Source organism: Sphingobacterium hotanense (assembly GCF_008274825.1).
In the GTDB taxonomy this organism is placed as follows: domain Bacteria; phylum Bacteroidota; class Bacteroidia; order Sphingobacteriales; family Sphingobacteriaceae; genus Sphingobacterium; species Sphingobacterium hotanense.
On record NZ_CP030848.1, the window covers coordinates 925,424 to 942,467 of the forward strand.

General features: G+C 42.4%; 13 protein-coding genes. 6 read left to right on the top strand and 7 right to left on the bottom strand.

What is annotated here, in order from left to right; all coding sequences use genetic code 11:
• Position 1 precedes the first annotated feature (1 nt).
• The 5 genes from ilvB to atpD all read right to left on the bottom strand — a co-directional run bounded on the left by ilvB (position 2) and on the right by atpD (position 6,793).
• Positions 2 to 1,744, bottom strand: coding sequence for a biosynthetic-type acetolactate synthase large subunit (gene ilvB, locus DSM08_RS03880; protein WP_149524923.1), 1,743 nt, complete (start codon positions 1,742 to 1,744; stop codon positions 2 to 4).
• A 176-nt stretch (positions 1,745 to 1,920) separates the two neighbouring features.
• Entirely contained in the window at positions 1,921 to 3,621 is a 1,701-nt protein-coding gene (gene ilvD, locus DSM08_RS03885; RefSeq protein ID WP_149524924.1) for a dihydroxy-acid dehydratase, read from the bottom strand.
• Positions 3,605 to 4,495, bottom strand: a complete 891-nt coding sequence (locus tag DSM08_RS03890) for a branched-chain amino acid transaminase (RefSeq protein ID WP_149524925.1) — start codon at positions 4,493 to 4,495, stop codon at positions 3,605 to 3,607. The genes ilvD and DSM08_RS03890 overlap by 17 nt, the downstream gene beginning before the upstream one ends.
• A gap of 366 nt (positions 4,496 to 4,861) precedes the next feature.
• The gene (gene atpC / locus DSM08_RS03895) at positions 4,862 to 5,110 is read right to left on the bottom strand and encodes an ATP synthase F1 subunit epsilon (RefSeq protein ID WP_149524926.1); all 249 of its coding nucleotides are present in this window, start codon (positions 5,108 to 5,110) and stop codon (positions 4,862 to 4,864) included.
• 180 nt (positions 5,111 to 5,290) lie between these two features.
• Complete coding sequence (gene atpD, locus DSM08_RS03900; RefSeq protein ID WP_149524927.1) at positions 5,291 to 6,793, bottom strand: F0F1 ATP synthase subunit beta; 1,503 nt, start codon at positions 6,791 to 6,793, stop codon at positions 5,291 to 5,293.
• A 309-nt stretch (positions 6,794 to 7,102) separates the two neighbouring features.
• Between atpD and DSM08_RS03905 the strand changes: the two genes are divergently transcribed.
• Both DSM08_RS03905 and DSM08_RS03910 read left to right on the top strand, forming a co-directional pair.
• A complete protein-coding gene (locus DSM08_RS03905; RefSeq protein WP_149524928.1) occupies positions 7,103 to 8,722 on the top strand; it encodes a M14 family zinc carboxypeptidase in 1,620 nt (539 codons plus the stop codon).
• An 11-nt stretch (positions 8,723 to 8,733) separates the two neighbouring features.
• The gene (locus tag DSM08_RS03910) at positions 8,734 to 10,503 is read left to right on the top strand and encodes a M14 family metallopeptidase (protein WP_149524929.1); all 1,770 of its coding nucleotides are present in this window, start codon (positions 8,734 to 8,736) and stop codon (positions 10,501 to 10,503) included.
• Positions 10,504 to 10,775: 272 nt separating this feature from the next.
• On the opposite strand, the gene DSM08_RS03915 is transcribed toward DSM08_RS03910, so the two are convergent.
• Positions 10,776 to 11,768, bottom strand: coding sequence for a transposase (locus DSM08_RS03915; protein WP_149524930.1), 993 nt, complete (start codon positions 11,766 to 11,768; stop codon positions 10,776 to 10,778).
• 398 nt (positions 11,769 to 12,166) lie between these two features.
• Complete coding sequence (locus DSM08_RS03920) at positions 12,167 to 12,757, bottom strand: hypothetical protein (protein WP_149524931.1); 591 nt, start codon at positions 12,755 to 12,757, stop codon at positions 12,167 to 12,169.
• 458 nt (positions 12,758 to 13,215) lie between these two features.
• Here DSM08_RS03920 and DSM08_RS03925 point away from each other — a divergent pair, with 458 nt between their 5' ends.
• The 4 genes from DSM08_RS03925 (at position 13,216) to rhaT (ending at position 17,032) form a co-directional block, all read left to right on the top strand.
• Complete coding sequence (locus DSM08_RS03925; RefSeq protein WP_149524932.1) at positions 13,216 to 13,938, top strand: CoA transferase subunit A; 723 nt, start codon at positions 13,216 to 13,218, stop codon at positions 13,936 to 13,938.
• Positions 13,931 to 15,109 (top strand): thiolase family protein, encoded by a 1,179-nt coding sequence (locus DSM08_RS03930; RefSeq protein WP_149524933.1) that lies wholly within the window; start codon positions 13,931 to 13,933, stop codon positions 15,107 to 15,109. Before DSM08_RS03925 ends, DSM08_RS03930 begins: the two co-directional genes overlap by 8 nt.
• Before the next feature lie 3 nt (positions 15,110 to 15,112).
• Positions 15,113 to 15,742, top strand: a complete 630-nt coding sequence (locus tag DSM08_RS03935; RefSeq protein ID WP_149524934.1) for a 3-oxoacid CoA-transferase subunit B — start codon at positions 15,113 to 15,115, stop codon at positions 15,740 to 15,742.
• Positions 15,743 to 15,958: 216 nt separating this feature from the next.
• The gene (rhaT, locus tag DSM08_RS03940; RefSeq protein WP_149524935.1) at positions 15,959 to 17,032 is read left to right on the top strand and encodes an L-rhamnose/proton symporter RhaT; all 1,074 of its coding nucleotides are present in this window, start codon (positions 15,959 to 15,961) and stop codon (positions 17,030 to 17,032) included.
• Positions 17,033 to 17,044 lie beyond the last annotated feature (12 nt).

Genomic DNA, 17,044 nt, shown 5'->3' on the forward strand with positions numbered 1-17,044 from the left:
TTTACTTCAATCTGATTTCAGAAACACTCGTTCCTTGTGCAACCATCGGGAATACGTTGTTCTCTTTCCCCACCATCACTTCCAATAGGTAAGAGCCATCATGCTCAAGCATTGTCTTCAATGCTGATTTCAGGTGCTGACGTTCTGATACTTTGTTTCCATCGATATAATATCCCTTCGCTACAGCAACAAAGTCAGGGCTGGTGATATTCACAAACGAATAACGTTTGTCGTGGAACAACTGCTGCCATTGGCGAACCATTCCTAAGAACTCGTTGTTTAAGATGAGAATCTTCACCTTTGCGCCAAACTGCATAATCGTTCCAAGCTCCTGAATAGTCATTTGTATACCACCATCACCGATAATCGCAATGACATCACGATCTGGAGCACCATACCAAGCACCGATTGCCGCAGGCAAACCGAATCCCATCGTTCCTAAGCCTCCTGATGTAACACTGGATTTTGATTGAGTGTATTTTGCGTAACGACAAGCTACCATCTGATGTTGACCGACGTCAGTAACAATAACAGCATTACCACCCGTTAGCTCATTAAGCTCACGAACAACTTCGCCCATCGTCATGATATCCGTCGTAGGATTAAGTTCCTCCTGGATAACTTCCTTGATTTCCTCTTTTTCCAATTCGCGGAACTGCTGTAACCAGGCGCTGTGATCTACCTTATCTAATAAGGCAGTCAACATCGGAAGTGTTTCCTTACAGTCGCCCCATACAGGAACAGCTGCTTTCACATTCTTGTCGATCTCTGCAGGGTCGATATCCAAATGGACCACTTTCGCCTGTTTCGCATATTTATCCAAACGACCGGTTACACGGTCATCGAAACGCATACCAACAGCGATCAATACATCACACTCATTGGTCATCACGTTTGGCGCATAGTTACCATGCATACCTAACATACCGACATGAAGCGGGTGATCAGTAGCAAGGGCGCTCAAGCCCATTACGGTTGCAGCCGCAGGGAATCCGCTCTTTTCAATAAAACGCTGGAATTCCTCCTCTGCTTTACCTAGGATAACGCCTTGGCCGAATAAGACAAATGGTTTCTTTGCCGCATTGATTACGCGCGCTGCCTCCTCTACATATTCCTTGCGAACAATAGGAGCAGGGCGATATGAGCGAATATGGTTGCACTTTTCATAGACTTCATAATCGAAAAGCTGTAATTGTGCATTCTTAGTAATATCAATCAATACTGGCCCCGGACGACCGGTGCGAGCAATATAAAATGCTTTCGCTAGTACACTTGGAATCTCATTGGCATCAGTAACCTGATAGTTCCACTTCGTGACTGGAGTAGTAATGTTAATCACGTCAGTTTCTTGGAATGCATCTGTCCCTAGCAATGAAGCAAATACCTGACCTGTAACACAGACCACTGGATTGCTATCAATCATCGCATCCGCCAAACCTGTAACTAGGTTTGTAGCGCCCGGACCGCTTGTTGCAAAAGCCACACCCACACGTCCTGATGTACGTGCGTATCCTTGTGCAGCATGAATTCCACCCTGTTCGTGACGCACCAAAATATGCTTCAATTTATCATTGTAATCATACAACGCATCATAAATTGGCATAATCGCACCACCCGGATACCCGAATACGGTATCCACACCCTCGTGGATTAAGGCCTCTAAAACCGCTTGCGAACCACTAATCTGTGTGTTTGCCGCTACGGTAGTAGCTTCCAAAGTTTCCGTTTTTTCAAGTGTACTCATTATTTATTGAATTTAGACATTGGACCTTATCGGTAAGATAGCTTGCTCGCCTGTTCGCCCAATGTATATTAAAATTTAATGTTCAAATTCTATTGTCATGATGTGGATATTGTTCCTCGCTGACCTCTAGTGTTAACCCCTGCTCTAATATCTAATATCTCACATCTAACATCTAACTACATATCCGTCACACAGCCCTCTGAAGCGTTAGCTACAGTCTTCGCGTATTTGTATAAGACGCCCTTTGTTACCTTCAAGGCTGGCTGTGTCCAATTAGCACGACGTTTAGCGATCTCCTCATCAGAAACCTTCAGGTTAATCGTATTATTTACCGCGTCGATCTCAATAACATCGTCATCCTGTACCAGACCAATCAATCCGCCTTCGTAAGCCTCAGGTGTGATATGTCCTACAACGAATCCATGTGTTCCGCCAGAGAAGCGGCCGTCGGTAATCAATGCAACCGATGTTCCTAAGCCTGCGCCGATGATCAATGAAGTCGGTTTCAACATCTCCGGCATTCCAGGAGCTCCTTTAGGACCTTCATTCTTGATAACGATGACATCGCCCGGCTTGATTCTACCCGTCGATACACCAGCCACTAGATCATGCTCTCCGTCAAATACGCGCGCAGGACCAGTAAATTTCTCACCTTCTTTCCCTGATATCTTCGCCACAGAACCTAGCTCTGCCAAGTTGCCGTATAGAATCTGAAGGTGACCCGTTGCTTTGATTGGCTTCGCCAATGGCTGGATAATTGGCTGATTGTAATCCATAATAGATTTAACATCCGCTAAGTTCTCCGCCATGGTCTTACCCGTTACGGTCAAGCAATCGCCATGCAATAACCCTTCATCCAACAAATAACGAAGCACCGCTGGGATACCTCCATACTGATGTAAATCCTGCATCAAGTACTTTCCTGAAGGTTTGAAATCCGCTAATACCGGAGTCTCATCAGACATGCGTTGGAAATCATCAGGAGAGATATCGACTCCTACCGATTTACCCATTGCGATAAAGTGCAATACAGCATTTGTTGAACCACCTAGGATAACGATCGTGCGCATCGCATTCTCAAAAGCTTTGCGTGTCATGATATCCGAAGGTTTAATATCTTTTTCTAATAGAATACGGATGTATTTTCCGACTTCTAAACATTCCTCTTGTTTTTCTTTTGAAGTCGCCGGGTTAGAAGAGGAGTAAGGTAAGCTCATCCCCATCGCTTCAATTGCAGAAGCCATGGTATTCGCTGTATACATACCACCGCAAGCGCCTGCTCCCGGACAGGTATGTCTGATCACTCCATCATAATCCTCATCAGAAATAGTGCCTGCAACCTTTTTTCCTAAGGCTTCAAATGCCGATACTATATTCAGTTCCTCGCCTTTATAATGACCAGGAGCAATCGTTCCGCCATAAACCATGATAGCAGGACGATTCAAGCGGCCCATCGCCATAATAGCACCGGGCATATTCTTATCGCAGCCGGGAATCGCTACTACCCCATCATAGTATTGACCGCCGCAGATTGTTTCGATGCTATCCGCAATAACATCGCGTGAAACTAGCGAATAGCGCATCCCATCTGTACCATTACTCATTCCATCACTCACTCCAATAGTTCCAAAGGTCAAACCCACCAATTCGCTATCCCAAATTCCTTTTTTGACGACTTTCGCCAAATCATTTAGGTGCATATTACAGGTGTTCCCATCATAACCCATACTCGCAATACCAACTTGTGCTTTCTCCATGTCTGCATCGGTCAAGCCGATACCATAGAGCATAGCCTTTGCCGCTGGCTGCGTCTGATCTTGCGTAAAGATCTTACTGTACTTGTTGATTCCCTTTTCGTTATCAGATGATGACTTCATAATTCTCTTGCTCTAATACTAAGTTTTTATATTTTCGTTGGATAGATGCGCCAATGCTGTCTTCCCATGCTTCCGGGTAAACAACCTGGTCTACTTGTTTAATTCCTATAATGCCCGCTGCGGTACCACTTAAAAAAGCACTGTCTGCAGCATAAACGTCTTGAACAGACAAACGCTTTTCAATAATATCAAAGTTTAATCCTTTACAGATATCAATAACGGTCTGGCGTGTAATTCCAGGGAAGATATTACCCAACGGTGGGGTATAGATCTTAAAGTCTTTCTCGATAAATAAGTTCTCGCTCGAAGCTTGCGCCACAAAACCTTCCTGATCTACCAATAAGGCCTCATCAAAACCATGCTGAATAGCGTCACTGGTTGCTAAGATAGAGTTGATAAACTGTCCGGAAACTTTCGCCCCTACAGGGAAGGACTTCGGATTCGGACGCTCTATTTTCGAAATGTTCACCTTTAATAGGTTCTGCCCCAAATAAGGTCCCCATTCCCAGGCAGCAATCATGATGTTTGCCGAGGTCGCTGAGGTCAGGTGCATATTCGATCCCGAATAGATCAACGGACGGATGTATGCCGAACGCAGGTTGTTTACCTCCAGTAGCTCATAAGTCTTTTCAATAAGCTCGCGATTATTCCATGTATAAGGCAATCCTATTGCCTCACATGATCTCTTTAATCGCTCGTAGTGTTCTTCTGCCTTAAAGATGCGTGTGCCGTTGTGCGTGCTATATGCGCGTAATCCTTCGAATGCGCCATAGCCATAATGCAACGATTGACCGAATAAGTCTACACCGGCACTGCTAGCTTTTACAAAGCTATTATTTAAGTAGATCTGGGTGTCTTGATTATAGTACTGCATACACTTCTTTTTTTGTTACCTGAATCGAACTATTTATTCGGTTTACACTCACCGTGATTTTATCACTTTGTAAGTTACTCCGATTTAAAATTTCTTACAATAGCCAAATAAAGTATTTTCATTAAGTTTATTATTTTGACGATTAAAAATTAACAAAATAATATTTTATAAAAATTGATATTTATTACATTTTAGTTTTGAGGTTAGTAGACTAAAACTAAAATCGGTATATTCCTTGGTTTATCGAGTTTTTTCAAAAAGTCTCAAAATTCTTCCTGAAATCCCTAAAAACGTAAAATAGCTTGCAAAAAAATAGCCCTTAAAACCTGAAGTTTTAAGGGCTACAAAATCTTTATTTTTATCTATCTATTCTCCGGCAATTCCTTCCGCTAAAATGATGATTTTGTTGTCCTTTACTTCAACCACACCACCTTTAATAATAATGACTTGTTCGTCATTATTATTTTTAATAATGACTTTGCCATCATCTAGCGTAGACACAATAGCAGCGTGGTCCTTCAAAATTTGAAAGGAACCAGCAGATCCAGGAACTGTAACAGCAGTAACCGTACCTTCGTAAGCTAATTTGTCTGGAGTAATAATTGTTAAATTCATTGAATATAGTATTTAGTAGTTAGTAGTTAGTATAAAGACCTAGGATGGAAATAATTGTCGACAATAAATTGTTTTTTCGTATTTCCCTAAATCAAAAGAACTATAGATTTTATACCAGTATTTAGTATTTACTAGCAAACCAAGGGTCTTACTACTAAATACTAAATACTAACTACTAATTTAAACTGCTTCTGCTAATAGTTTTTTACCTTTTTCGATCGCGTCTTCGATGCTACCTACTAAGTTGAAAGATGCTTCTGGGTATTCATCAACTTCACCATCAATGATCATGTTAAATCCTTTGATTGTGTCTTTGATGTCTACTAAACAACCTTTCAAACCTGTAAATTGCTCTGCAACGTGGAACGGTTGAGATAAGAAACGTTGTACACGACGTGCGCGGTGTACTGTTAATTTATCTTCCTCAGATAACTCATCCATACCTAAGATAGCGATGATATCTTGAAGTTCTTTATAACGTTGAAGAATTTCTTTTACGCGTTGTGCTGTATCGTAATGCTCATTACCTAAAACCGCTGGAGAAAGGATACGTGAAGTTGAATCCAATGGGTCAACCGCAGGGTAGATACCTAACTCAGAAATCTTACGTGACAATACTGTTGTTGCATCCAAGTGAGCGAAAGTTGTCGCTGGAGCAGGGTCAGTTAAGTCATCGGCAGGAACGTATACCGCTTGTACTGAAGTAATAGATCCGTTTTTAGTCGATGTAATACGCTCTTGCATTAAACCCATCTCTGTAGCAAGTGTTGGTTGGTAACCTACCGCTGAAGGCATACGACCTAATAAAGCCGATACTTCAGAACCTGCTTGCGTAAAACGGAAGATGTTATCGATAAAGAATAAGATGTCACGACCTTGGCCTTCACCATCACCGTCACGGAAATATTCTGCAATTGTTAATCCTGATAAGGCAACACGCGCACGTGCACCAGGAGGCTCATTCATCTGTCCGAACACGAATGTACATTTAGAATCTTTCATCAACTCTAAATCTACACTTTCCAAAGGCCATTCGCCTTTTTCCATGCCTTCCATGAAGTGCTCACCATATTTGATAATGCCGGACTCCAGCATCTCACGAAGTAAATCGTTTCCTTCACGAGTACGCTCGCCCACACCTGCGAATACGGATAAACCACCGTGTCCTTTTGCGATGTTGTTGATCAACTCCTGGATTAATACCGTTTTACCTACACCAGCACCACCGAACAAACCGATCTTACCACCTTTTGCGTAAGGCTCTAATAAGTCGATAACTTTGATACCTGTGAATAGTACTTCAGATTCTGTCGATAAATCTTCGAATCTTGGAGGTACGTTGTGGATAGGACGACCGTTTGTTTTGTCCAAACTTTTAATACCGTCAATTGGGTCACCAACAACGTTGAATACGCGACCTTTAATTTCTTCGCCAATCGGCATTTTGATCGGAGCGCCAGTATCAACTACCTTCATGCCACGAACTAAACCTTCGGTAGCATCCATTGCAATCGTACGAACACGTTCCTCACCTAAGTGCTGTTGAACCTCTAATACAATGCGTTGTCCATTTTCTTTCTCAATGTACAAGGCATCATAAATCTTAGGAAGATTTTCATTGTCGGCAAAGTTGACGTCAACTACTGGGCCGATAATCTGCGCTATTTTACCAATATTGGGCATATTATAGGGACTAAAATTTATTATTCAATTTTAATACAGCTTTTTACACACTGCATTTTGGAATGCAAAAATAAGTTTTATCTCCTTAAAAGCAAAAGACAAGTGCTAAATAAATGGATATTTTTTTTAAAAGCCCTCTAACCCTATCATTTACTAAGAATATAGGTATTTAAAAGGCTGATTTTTTGACCGATATAAATAATAAGATGGCTCTTTTGATCGATTGTCAATAAATCAAGAATGTGACAGTCCTTTTTTTCAAATCATCACTTTATTGTTTAGTTTTAGAAACTAATTAGTCCCTAAATTATGAAACAAAGGTTCATCATGCTGCTACTCTGCAGCACGCCTTTCTTTACGTATGCTCAATGGAATTATCCTAAGTATAATGAACTGAAAGCGCGCATCCAATCCTTCACCTCCAAATCCAATGTGCAATTAGACGTTATTGGCAAGTCCTTTGGCGCTGAACAAATCCCCATTATTAAGATACAGCGTGGTAAGGAGGCGAAACCTACGCTCTTACTGGTTGCTGGCATCGACGGTAAACACCCCGCAGGAACGATCAATGCTTTGAATGTGGCGGAACGACTTTTGGATCTCCCTAAAGATGAGTTGTCCGATCTCTTGGCAAATAAATCGATTTGGGTTTTACCGCTGCTGAATGCGGATGCCTATAAAAGGAATGCCAATCACATCGAATTAACAGCTGGCAATGCTCGCCAGATTGATTTTGATCGAGATGGGCGCATCGATGAAGATCCCGAGAAGGACCTCAATGGCGATGGCCTCATTTCTCAAATGCGCGTGAAGTCGCCCGCCGGAACATACCGACCACATTTGCTTTCTCCGGATTTCCTTTTGCTCGCGGAAAAGAATAAAGGGGAGGCCGGCATATTTGAACTCTACAAAGAAGGAGTAGACGCAGATAAGGATGGATTCTACGGTGAAGATGGTTTATCTGGAGTTAACCTCGATAAGAATTTCACCTACGATTATCCTTTTTTTGAATCGGAGACCGGCGACTATGCTGCCTCGGAGCCTGAAACCCGAGCATTGATGAATTTAATCTTCGATAATCCGCAGATAGCCGTTGTTCTTCATTTTGGTTTACAGAATAACCTTTCGACAGCGGAGGTTTTCGACCAAAGGAAAGCCTCAGAACGTATCATGAAATCTTGGACAAACAATGACGCGCAAGTGTCCGCATTGGTAACCAACTTTTATAAAGAGGCAGCTAAAGAGCTAGGCGATGCCCCTAAAATGCCGGCAGGTAAGGGTAATTTTTCCAGCACCGCCTATTATCATGCTGGAAAATTCAGCTTTGTTACACCCTCTTGGTGGATTCCAACCACGCAGGACAGTAGCAAAACTACTGCTAAGCCGTCTGGAGCGAAGGACGATGACATGTTTGTAAGATGGGTTAAAGCCAACAATATACAAGGCGCCATCCTGCCATGGACTAAGGTCAATCACCCCGATTTCCCAAATCAGGAAGTAGAGGTAGGGGGCAAGGTAGAACGTTTTCAACATAACCCACCCATCGAACATCTGAACGCCTCCGCACAGGCGCATAGCAATTTCGTCGTGCAGTTGATGCGTGCCATGGCGAGTTTAGAATTTTCACAACCCAAAATCACTCCACTTGGCGATGATATCTTTCGAATCGAGGTGCGTTTATTCAACACCGGGGCTTTGCCCATTTACCCGGAAATAGCAGATAAAATTAAGCATGTATCCAAACTTAAATCTGTTTTGGAATTGCAGAAAAACCAGTCCTTCCTAAGTGGTAAGCGTTTGCAGCTTTACCCCAGCTTAGGAGCGGGTAAGTCGCAAGACCTTTCCTGGTTAGTGAAAGGAAGAGGTAGAGCACAATTAACTGTCGGTTGTCCGACTGCCGGGATGAAAGTAATCGATATAAATCTTTAATGCGTCCGAACATGAAATTAACCTATAAAATTTTAGCCTTAAGCTTGTCATTAGCTGTTTCCACAGCATCTGCACAAAAGAAATCGGATGAAGCACCAAAAGAAATTGCTGGACTTCGTGCTGTGGGGTCTCCATCAAATCCAAAAGTGCAAATGAACTGGAGCCGCTATCATGATTTGAAACAGATGGAGCAATTCTATAAGGATCTCCAGAAGGCATATCCTAATTTAGTAAAATGCGAGTCCATCGGTAAAAGTTATGAGGGCAGAGATATTTTCGTATTGACCGTTACAGACTTTAAGGAAGGCAATCCTGATCGTAAGCCTGCGATGTGGATCGACGGAAATATTCACGCCAATGAACTACAGGGTTCCGAAATATCGATGTACACAGCCTGGTATCTGGCCGAGAATTATCATGCGGTACCCTTTATTAAAGAGTTGTTAAAGGACAAGGTGTTCTATATTGCCCCAACCATTAACCCTGATTCGCGCGAGTATTTCATCTATAACCCCAACAGCATGCACTCGTCACGTACCGGCCGCCGTCCATTCGACAACGATGGTGATGGCTTAATAGCAGAGGATTTATATGACGACTTAGATGGTGATGGTGAAATTGTAATGATGCGCCGCAAATCAAAAACAGGCAGATACAAGGTTGATTCGGAAAACCCGAATCGCATGCTTATGGTTAAGCCAGGTGAGGTTGGCGAGTATGAGATGTTAGGATTCGAAGGTATTGACAATGATGGCGATGGCCTAGTCAACGAGGATATTACTGGCACCTACGACCCTAACCGCGACTGGGGTTGGAACTGGCAACCCAACTATGTGCAAGGGGGCGCTTTGTACTATCCTGGAACATTGCCAGAAACACAGGCCGTCAAAGATTTTGTCTATAAACACCCCAATATTGCCGGCGCGCAATCCTATCACAATTATGGCGGAATGATTTTGCGCGGTCCTGGGGCAGCGGATGATGAACGCTTTTATTCAAACAAAGATGTGCAAGTGTATAATGCTATTGGGCAGACTGGTGAAAAAATGCTGCCTGGATATAATTATATCGTCATCCATAAAGACTTATACACGGTATTCGGCGGAGAGATAGACTTCTTCGCATTGACGCGCGGCATTTTTACCTTCTCTAACGAGTTAATGACAACCTATAAACTATTTAATGAAAAATCGGAAGGCGGTTTTAGACAGTCGGATGAATACTATGAGTTCGACCGATTGCTGATGTTTGGTGATGCATACGTGCCATGGAAGGAATATGATCATCCCCAATACGGAAAAATCGAGATTGGCGGTGCGAAAAAGAATTACACGCGTAATCACCCGGGATTCCTATTATTAGAAGATGCACATCGGAATGCAGCATTCACAATTTATCACGCATACCATATGCCGAAGTTAGAGGTCATAGAAGCAACAACGAGATCGCTTGGCGGCAACTTATATGAAGTCAACGCAACGATATGGAATAGCCGTATTATCCCGACCCATTCCGACCATGACGTGCGAATGAAGATCGAGCGTCCGAACCATATTCGACTAGAAGGAGCACAGGTCATCACTGGCATGCAAGTCGTAAATAAAGATTTCAACGAAACTAAAGAGCAACGCTTTAAACCCGAGCAAATCGAAGTCGCAACCATCGACGGCATGAGCGCGGTTTCCGTACGTTGGATCGTGAAAGGAAATCCTAATAACGCCAAGATTGTAATCGATAGTCCCAAAGGCGGCTACTTGGAATATAATTTAAGCAGTATTTAGATATTAGATATGAGACATTAGACGTTAGATTTTAGACGTTAGACATTAGACGCCATAATGGACTTTGTTTTGAATACCAGGAAAGGAACGATGTAAGGATTTACAGGATCCTGCTTATCTTTTAATCCTTCCTTTCCTGGTTCAGAAATAGTATTTAGTAGTAAGTATTTAGTAGTTAGACCGATGGTGGAAGATCCTGCCCATCCTTACACCTTCCTTTCCTGGTATTCTAGGTTTTTGACATATGCAAATTTTCTTTAATATTTTTTCTATCACGCTGCATAATGATAATCTTCCCGATACATCTCCTGTCGTCCGATCAAGGAAAACATGATCAAAATCAGCTTGAATTTCACATTGTTCAAGACCAACGGGTAAGCTTTGGTTGTGAGCTTCCGTTGCGCATATTCTCGGAGCGTCTTGTCATGTGTAATGGCAATCTTTGCCGCTTGGTTCAACTCCTGCTTTATGGCCTTGTTGGCCATATGCGAGACTCGCTTTCGACCGCGAATACTGGTCCCAGAAGTGTGCTCAAATGGTATCACACCGGCATAGACAGCGTATTTTCGGGGATCGGTAAAAGCCTTGAAATTCTCCGTATAAACGATCGTCATCCAGGCATTGACCGGGCCTATCCCTTTGACGCTTTTGAGGATCTGATAGTTCCTGTTGAGCGATTCATCGCTTTCGATGAGCTGTAAGATTTCTCGTTCTACTCTGTAGATCTCTTTCTTATAAACATCTATCATTGTTTTACTGACCTTCAGGATCACCTTCCCTGCGTCTTTCCCGTACATCGCCTTGCGCTCAGAGCTGCTCGCTTTGTAACCGGCCATCTCTCTCACTAGACGTTTACGAAAGGAGATCAGCTGCTTAAGATCAAATATTGTAGAATTCAATTTACCGCTTGGTTCGAGCATATAAGCCTTTTCTTCCCCATACTGGGCAATCCTAAAGGAGTCTTGCTTATCGCTCTTGCCACGGACCATGCCCATCGACTTCTTGATCTCTAGACCAGATTTGCGTGTATACGAAAGACCTTTTGACTCGCAATACTGCAGGAATCTATATTCATATCCACCAGTATATTCCATGATAAAGAAGACTTGGCTTGATACAAAACCTTTCCCTCGCATCCACTTTGCCAATTGCTTAAATCCCGAACTGTTGTTCTCGATCTTAATGAAATCATGTGTGCCCCAATGGCAGATGTCCAATGTCTTCTTAGAAACGTCGACACCTAAGGTAATACGATCTTTTTTCATGATCTAAACTTTTTAATGTAAATGATTGAAAAATTGCCCGTTACCTAGTACCTTTGAAGTACCTTTGATAATAAAACTATTCTAGTTTGGCCTTAGGCAATGAATAAGGTAGGCACAGATACCAGGAAAAGTCCTTAACGACTACTTCAAAATAATGTTCAACCTGCCTTATTCATCCTAACGCTTCCGTTAGGTAATACCTTATATCTTCTATTAAGTATTTATTCATCAATTACTCTCTGTTTAAACCAAAGGTTCAAGACAACCGCATTCCCTTAATCCTTCCTTTTCTAGCTTAAAGCAAACCGTATTCACGTCTATCCTAATACTATCATTTAATCACAAAAAAGGCGCCAAATAGGCGCCCAAGGTCTTTATACTAACTACTAACTACTAGCCTAAGAATTTCTCTTCAGCTGTTCGTCCAGTAGTTGTCGTTTTAGGTGTTGTTCTCTTTCCATCGATTTCTTGCGGAGTGTTTGCAGTTCATCCTGCAATTCATCCACAGTTTTCTTGGAGTCGTCGGTGTCTACTTTGGCTTTGCGGAATGCGACTAGCGTTCCGAAGAATGCTGCTGCAAGCGCTAATATAATAGCCCAAACCATGGTGTGGTATGATCCTTTGGAGAAGTCCATACCTAAAAATGAGATGCTATCAGTCTTCTTTTGTTCTGCTTCTAACTGTGTAGTCAGGGAGCTGACCGAATCTTGAAGCCCCTTGATATTACCGGCAGAAGAAGAATTTGAAGAAGATAAATCTGCAATTTGCTTTCTGTAGGTGCTGAGGGAGTCGCGCACATTTTGACGTACGGTTTCTAGGTTTGCTCGGCGGATAATTTTAAAATCTGCACTTTGCGACTTGGAGTACAAGTTCAAATAAACAAACTGGCTGTCAAGGCTCGAAGTTCTCAACTTCTGCTGTAACATTTGTCCCTGAGCTGCGGGAGCTAACAAAACAAAAAATAAAAGGGAATAAATAAATACGCGCATACGGGTTTGATTAAGCTTTACATGTCAATTTTACCAATTTAATTAGACATTGTGAAAATTATTAAAAATTAATCCCTCTTAAACCCACTGTTTTTGCGGTTTTTAGACCTTCTCTTTTAACTGTAAGAAGATTTTTGAAATACGCGGTCTATTAAATTTTGTCATAATGTGATAAACAAATCAAGGATTTGTTTTAAACACTGATAACTTTTTAAAAATTCTGTTTAGTTAATGTTCTATTTATAAAAATTGTTGAAAGTTAAATGCTTAACAAAATATTCTTATATTTATATCGCTTATAAACTTATAAAATCAAAGTCCAGGAGATTTAGGCTGCATCACAGTATTTTTAATCCGATGTAACGGATGCAAATGCTTCGATTTAACTGAGACTAAAGACTACTGCTGACTTAATAATTATTTATCTCCCGAAGGGGAATTGTAAATCTATTCAAACTATGATTGATAAAAGCGTGGCAAATGCTTCGGACGCAATCCAAGACGTCAAAGATGGGATGACCATCTCATTGGGTGGCTTTGGGCTATGCGGAATTCCGGAGAATCTGATTGCTGCATTGCTGCAAAAAGGAACTAAGAATCTGACATGTATCAGTAACAATGCCGGTGTTGACGACTTCGGCTTGGGCCTGCTGCTACAGAAAAAGCAGGTCAAGAAAATGATTGCTTCCTACGTAGGAGAGAATGCGGAATTTGAGCGCCAGATGTTGAGCGGTGAATTGGAAGTGGATCTGATTCCACAAGGCACCTTAGCATCTCGTTTAATGGCCGGCGGATATGGTATGCCTGTAATTTTTACGCCGGCAGGGGTGGGGACCGAGGTTGCCGAAGGCAAGGAAACTCGAAAATTCACCTTCCATGGCGTAGAAAAAGAATACCTAATGGAATATGCTTTTGAGCCTGATTTTGCTTTCGTAAAAGCATGGAAGGGTGATAAGGCGGGTAATTTAGTGTACCGCGGAACAGCACAGAACTTTAACCATGCTGTAGCTATGTGCGGAAAGATCACGATCGCGGAAGTCGAAGAGTTGGTTGAGCCGGGCGAGTTAGATCCAAATTTTATCCATACACCAGGCGTATTTGTGCAACGGATTTTTCAAGGCGATAAATACGAGAAAAGAATAGAACAACGAACAGTAAGAAATAAAGAAGACAATGATTAAAAAAGTATATATCGTTGCAGCAAAACGTACTGCAATGGGAAGTTTTGGAAGTGCATTATCAAGTTTTACAGCATCGCAGCTAGGAGCAAAGGCCATCGAAGCAGTTGTTGCAGAAATAGGTTTAGACAAAGATCAGATTGATGAAGTATTGATGGGCTGCGTATTGCAGGCGAATGTCGGACAAGCGCCAGCGCGTCAAGCAGCACGCTTTGCGGGATTGCCAGATCATATTCCGGCAACAACAATCAATAAAGTATGTGCCAGTGGTATGAAAGCCATCAGCTTAGGTGTGCAGCAAATTCTGTTGGGCGATGCGGATGTGGTTGTAGCAGGGGGTATGGAGAGCATGAGCCAGGTACCGTATTATAGCGCAACTACCCGCTGGGGTGCAAAATACGGCGATCAGAAGTTAATCGACGGCCTACATAAAGATGGTTTGACCGACGTGTATTCAAACGAAGCGATGGGGAATTGTGGTGAGCTTTGTGCGGATAAATACAATATTAGCAGAGCGGATCAGGATTCTTATGCAATACAATCTTATACAAGAAGTAAGATCGCTTGGGAAACAGGAAAATTTGCGAATGAGGTAGCTCCTGTAGAGGTAGTATCGCGTAAAGGAACAGTTTCTGTAGCGGAAGATGAGGAGTTCAAAATGGTAAACTTTGAAAAAGTACCGCAGTTAAAGCCTGCATTTACAACCGACGGTACGATTACTGCGGCGAACGCTTCTACGCTGAGCGACGGAGCAGCAGCCGTAATCTTGATGAGCGAAGAGAAAGTAAAAGAATTGAATTTAACGCCTTTGGCGGAAGTCATAGCTTATGCTGATGCAGAACAAGATCCAGCATGGTTCACGACGACACCAGCCATCGCAACGCAGAAGGTGTTAAAAAAAGCAGGGCTGACGATCGACGATATCGATTACTTCGAATTTAATGAAGCATTCTCGGTGGTTGCATTAGCCAACGCACAATTGTTGGAGATTACAACGAATAAAATAAATGTATATGGTGGTGCAGTTGCATTAGGTCACCCACTGGGATGTTCCGGTGCTAGAATCATCGTTACGTTGAACAGTGTATTACATCAAGAAAATGGAAGCATCGGCTTAGCTGCGATCTGTAATGGTGGGGGTGGTGCCAGTGCGATGATCATTAAAAAGGTTTAAGCTATGTTAGATAAATTTGGAATTGCAAAGCGAATAGCCAAAGAAATCAAAGATGGCTATTATGTCAATCTGGGTATCGGTATTCCGACCTTGGTGGCAAATTACATTCCCGACGGTATGCAGGTGGTATTGCAAAGTGAAAACGGCTTGCTAGGAATGGGACCTTTTCCTTATGAAGGCGAAGAGGATGCTGATTATATCAATGCCGGAAAACAAACGATCACGACCTTGCCCGGTTCTGCGATCTTTGACTCGGCGATGAGCTTCGGCATGATTAGAGCCCGCAAAATAGACCTAACCATTCTTGGCGCCATGGAGGTGTCGGAAAATGGGGATATCGCCAACTGGAAGATCCCCGGAAAAATGGTGAAAGGAATGGGCGGCGCGATGGATTTAGTGGCCAGTGCTGAAAATATCATTGTTGCCATGCAACATGTGAATAAACATGGCGAATCGAAATTATTAAAAGAATGTTCCCTGCCATTAACTGGCGTCCGCTGCGTGAAGAAAATCGTGACGGAGTTTGGTGTGTTCGATGTGCTGCCAGAAGGTGGATTTAAAGTCGTCGAGTTGCATGAAGGGGTGTCAATAGATACCGTGAAGCAATATACCAATGGGAAACTGATATATTAGAATTTTTCATATGAATTTTAATTAAAAAGTGGGATAGGGTTGTCGTGAGACATCCCTATTCTTTTTGCCTCCAACTAAACCTATTCACTCCTTTCGTTCTTCGCTCCCTGCCACACTTTTCCCACGCTTGGCATGACAGTACATAACAGTTAAACGTACTATTTAAAATATCTTCGATTAATTAGAAACCTAAACAGAGATATTAAAGAATAGTATATGAATGCAATCGCAGGTGTTATATTTCATTTTATTGGAGGATTTGCATCAGGAAGCTTTTATGTTCCCTACAAGAAGGTAAAAGGCTGGTCCTGGGAATCCATGTGGATCCTTGGAGGATTATTCTCCTGGATTATCGTTCCGCCGATAGCTGCCTGGTTAACCATTCCAAATTTTGTCGAGATTATTTCTGAGAGTAGCGCAAGTATCCTAGGCTACACCTTTTTATTTGGTGTGCTCTGGGGGATAGGCGGTTTGACCTATGGTTTAGGCGTTCGCTATCTGGGCGTGTCTTTAGGAAGCAGTATTATCCTGGGATTAAGTATGGTCTTTGGGGCGCTGATGCCGGCCATCTATTACTTTTTCAATAAAACAGAGGGTAAGCATGGTATCGACTATTTCTTTACCGAAAGCGCCGGTATCTGTGTTATGATTGGTTTACTGGTTTGTATCGTCGGGATTTATCTCTGCGGTAAGGCAGGTATGCTCAAGGAAAAAGGGCTAGGTGCACTTTCCGAAGAGGCGAAGTCCGAATATAAGTTCGGCTTAGGGATTGTCGTTGCGATTGTCTCGGGTGTATTGAGCGCTTGTTTCAATTTCGGTATCGAAGCCGGGAAGCCTATGGCGGATGTAGCAAACCAATTATGGAAGGCCGCGAACCCCGGACAAGGCGAGTTCTTGTATCAGAATAACGTGACGTATATCGTTATCCTTTGGGGTGGTTTCTGTACCAATTTCATCTGGTGTGCTTATCTTCTACTAAAAAATAAAACATATAAAGATTATACAAATTCAACTTCTCCAATTGGAAAGAACTTATTGCTATGTGCCATTGCTGGAACAACCTGGTACTTGCAGTTTTTCTTCTATGGTATGGGCGAGAGTAGACTTGGGAACGGGGCGAGTTCCTGGATCTTACACATGGCCTTCATCATTTTGATATCCAATGCTTGGGGAGTTGCGTTAAAAGAATGGAAGGGTGTGAGTAAACCCACGTACACCGCCATTATTGCTGGAATTGTAACCATCATTCTATCTATTTGCATTGTGGGTTTTGCGAAAACATTAGAATAAAAAACTTAAAAA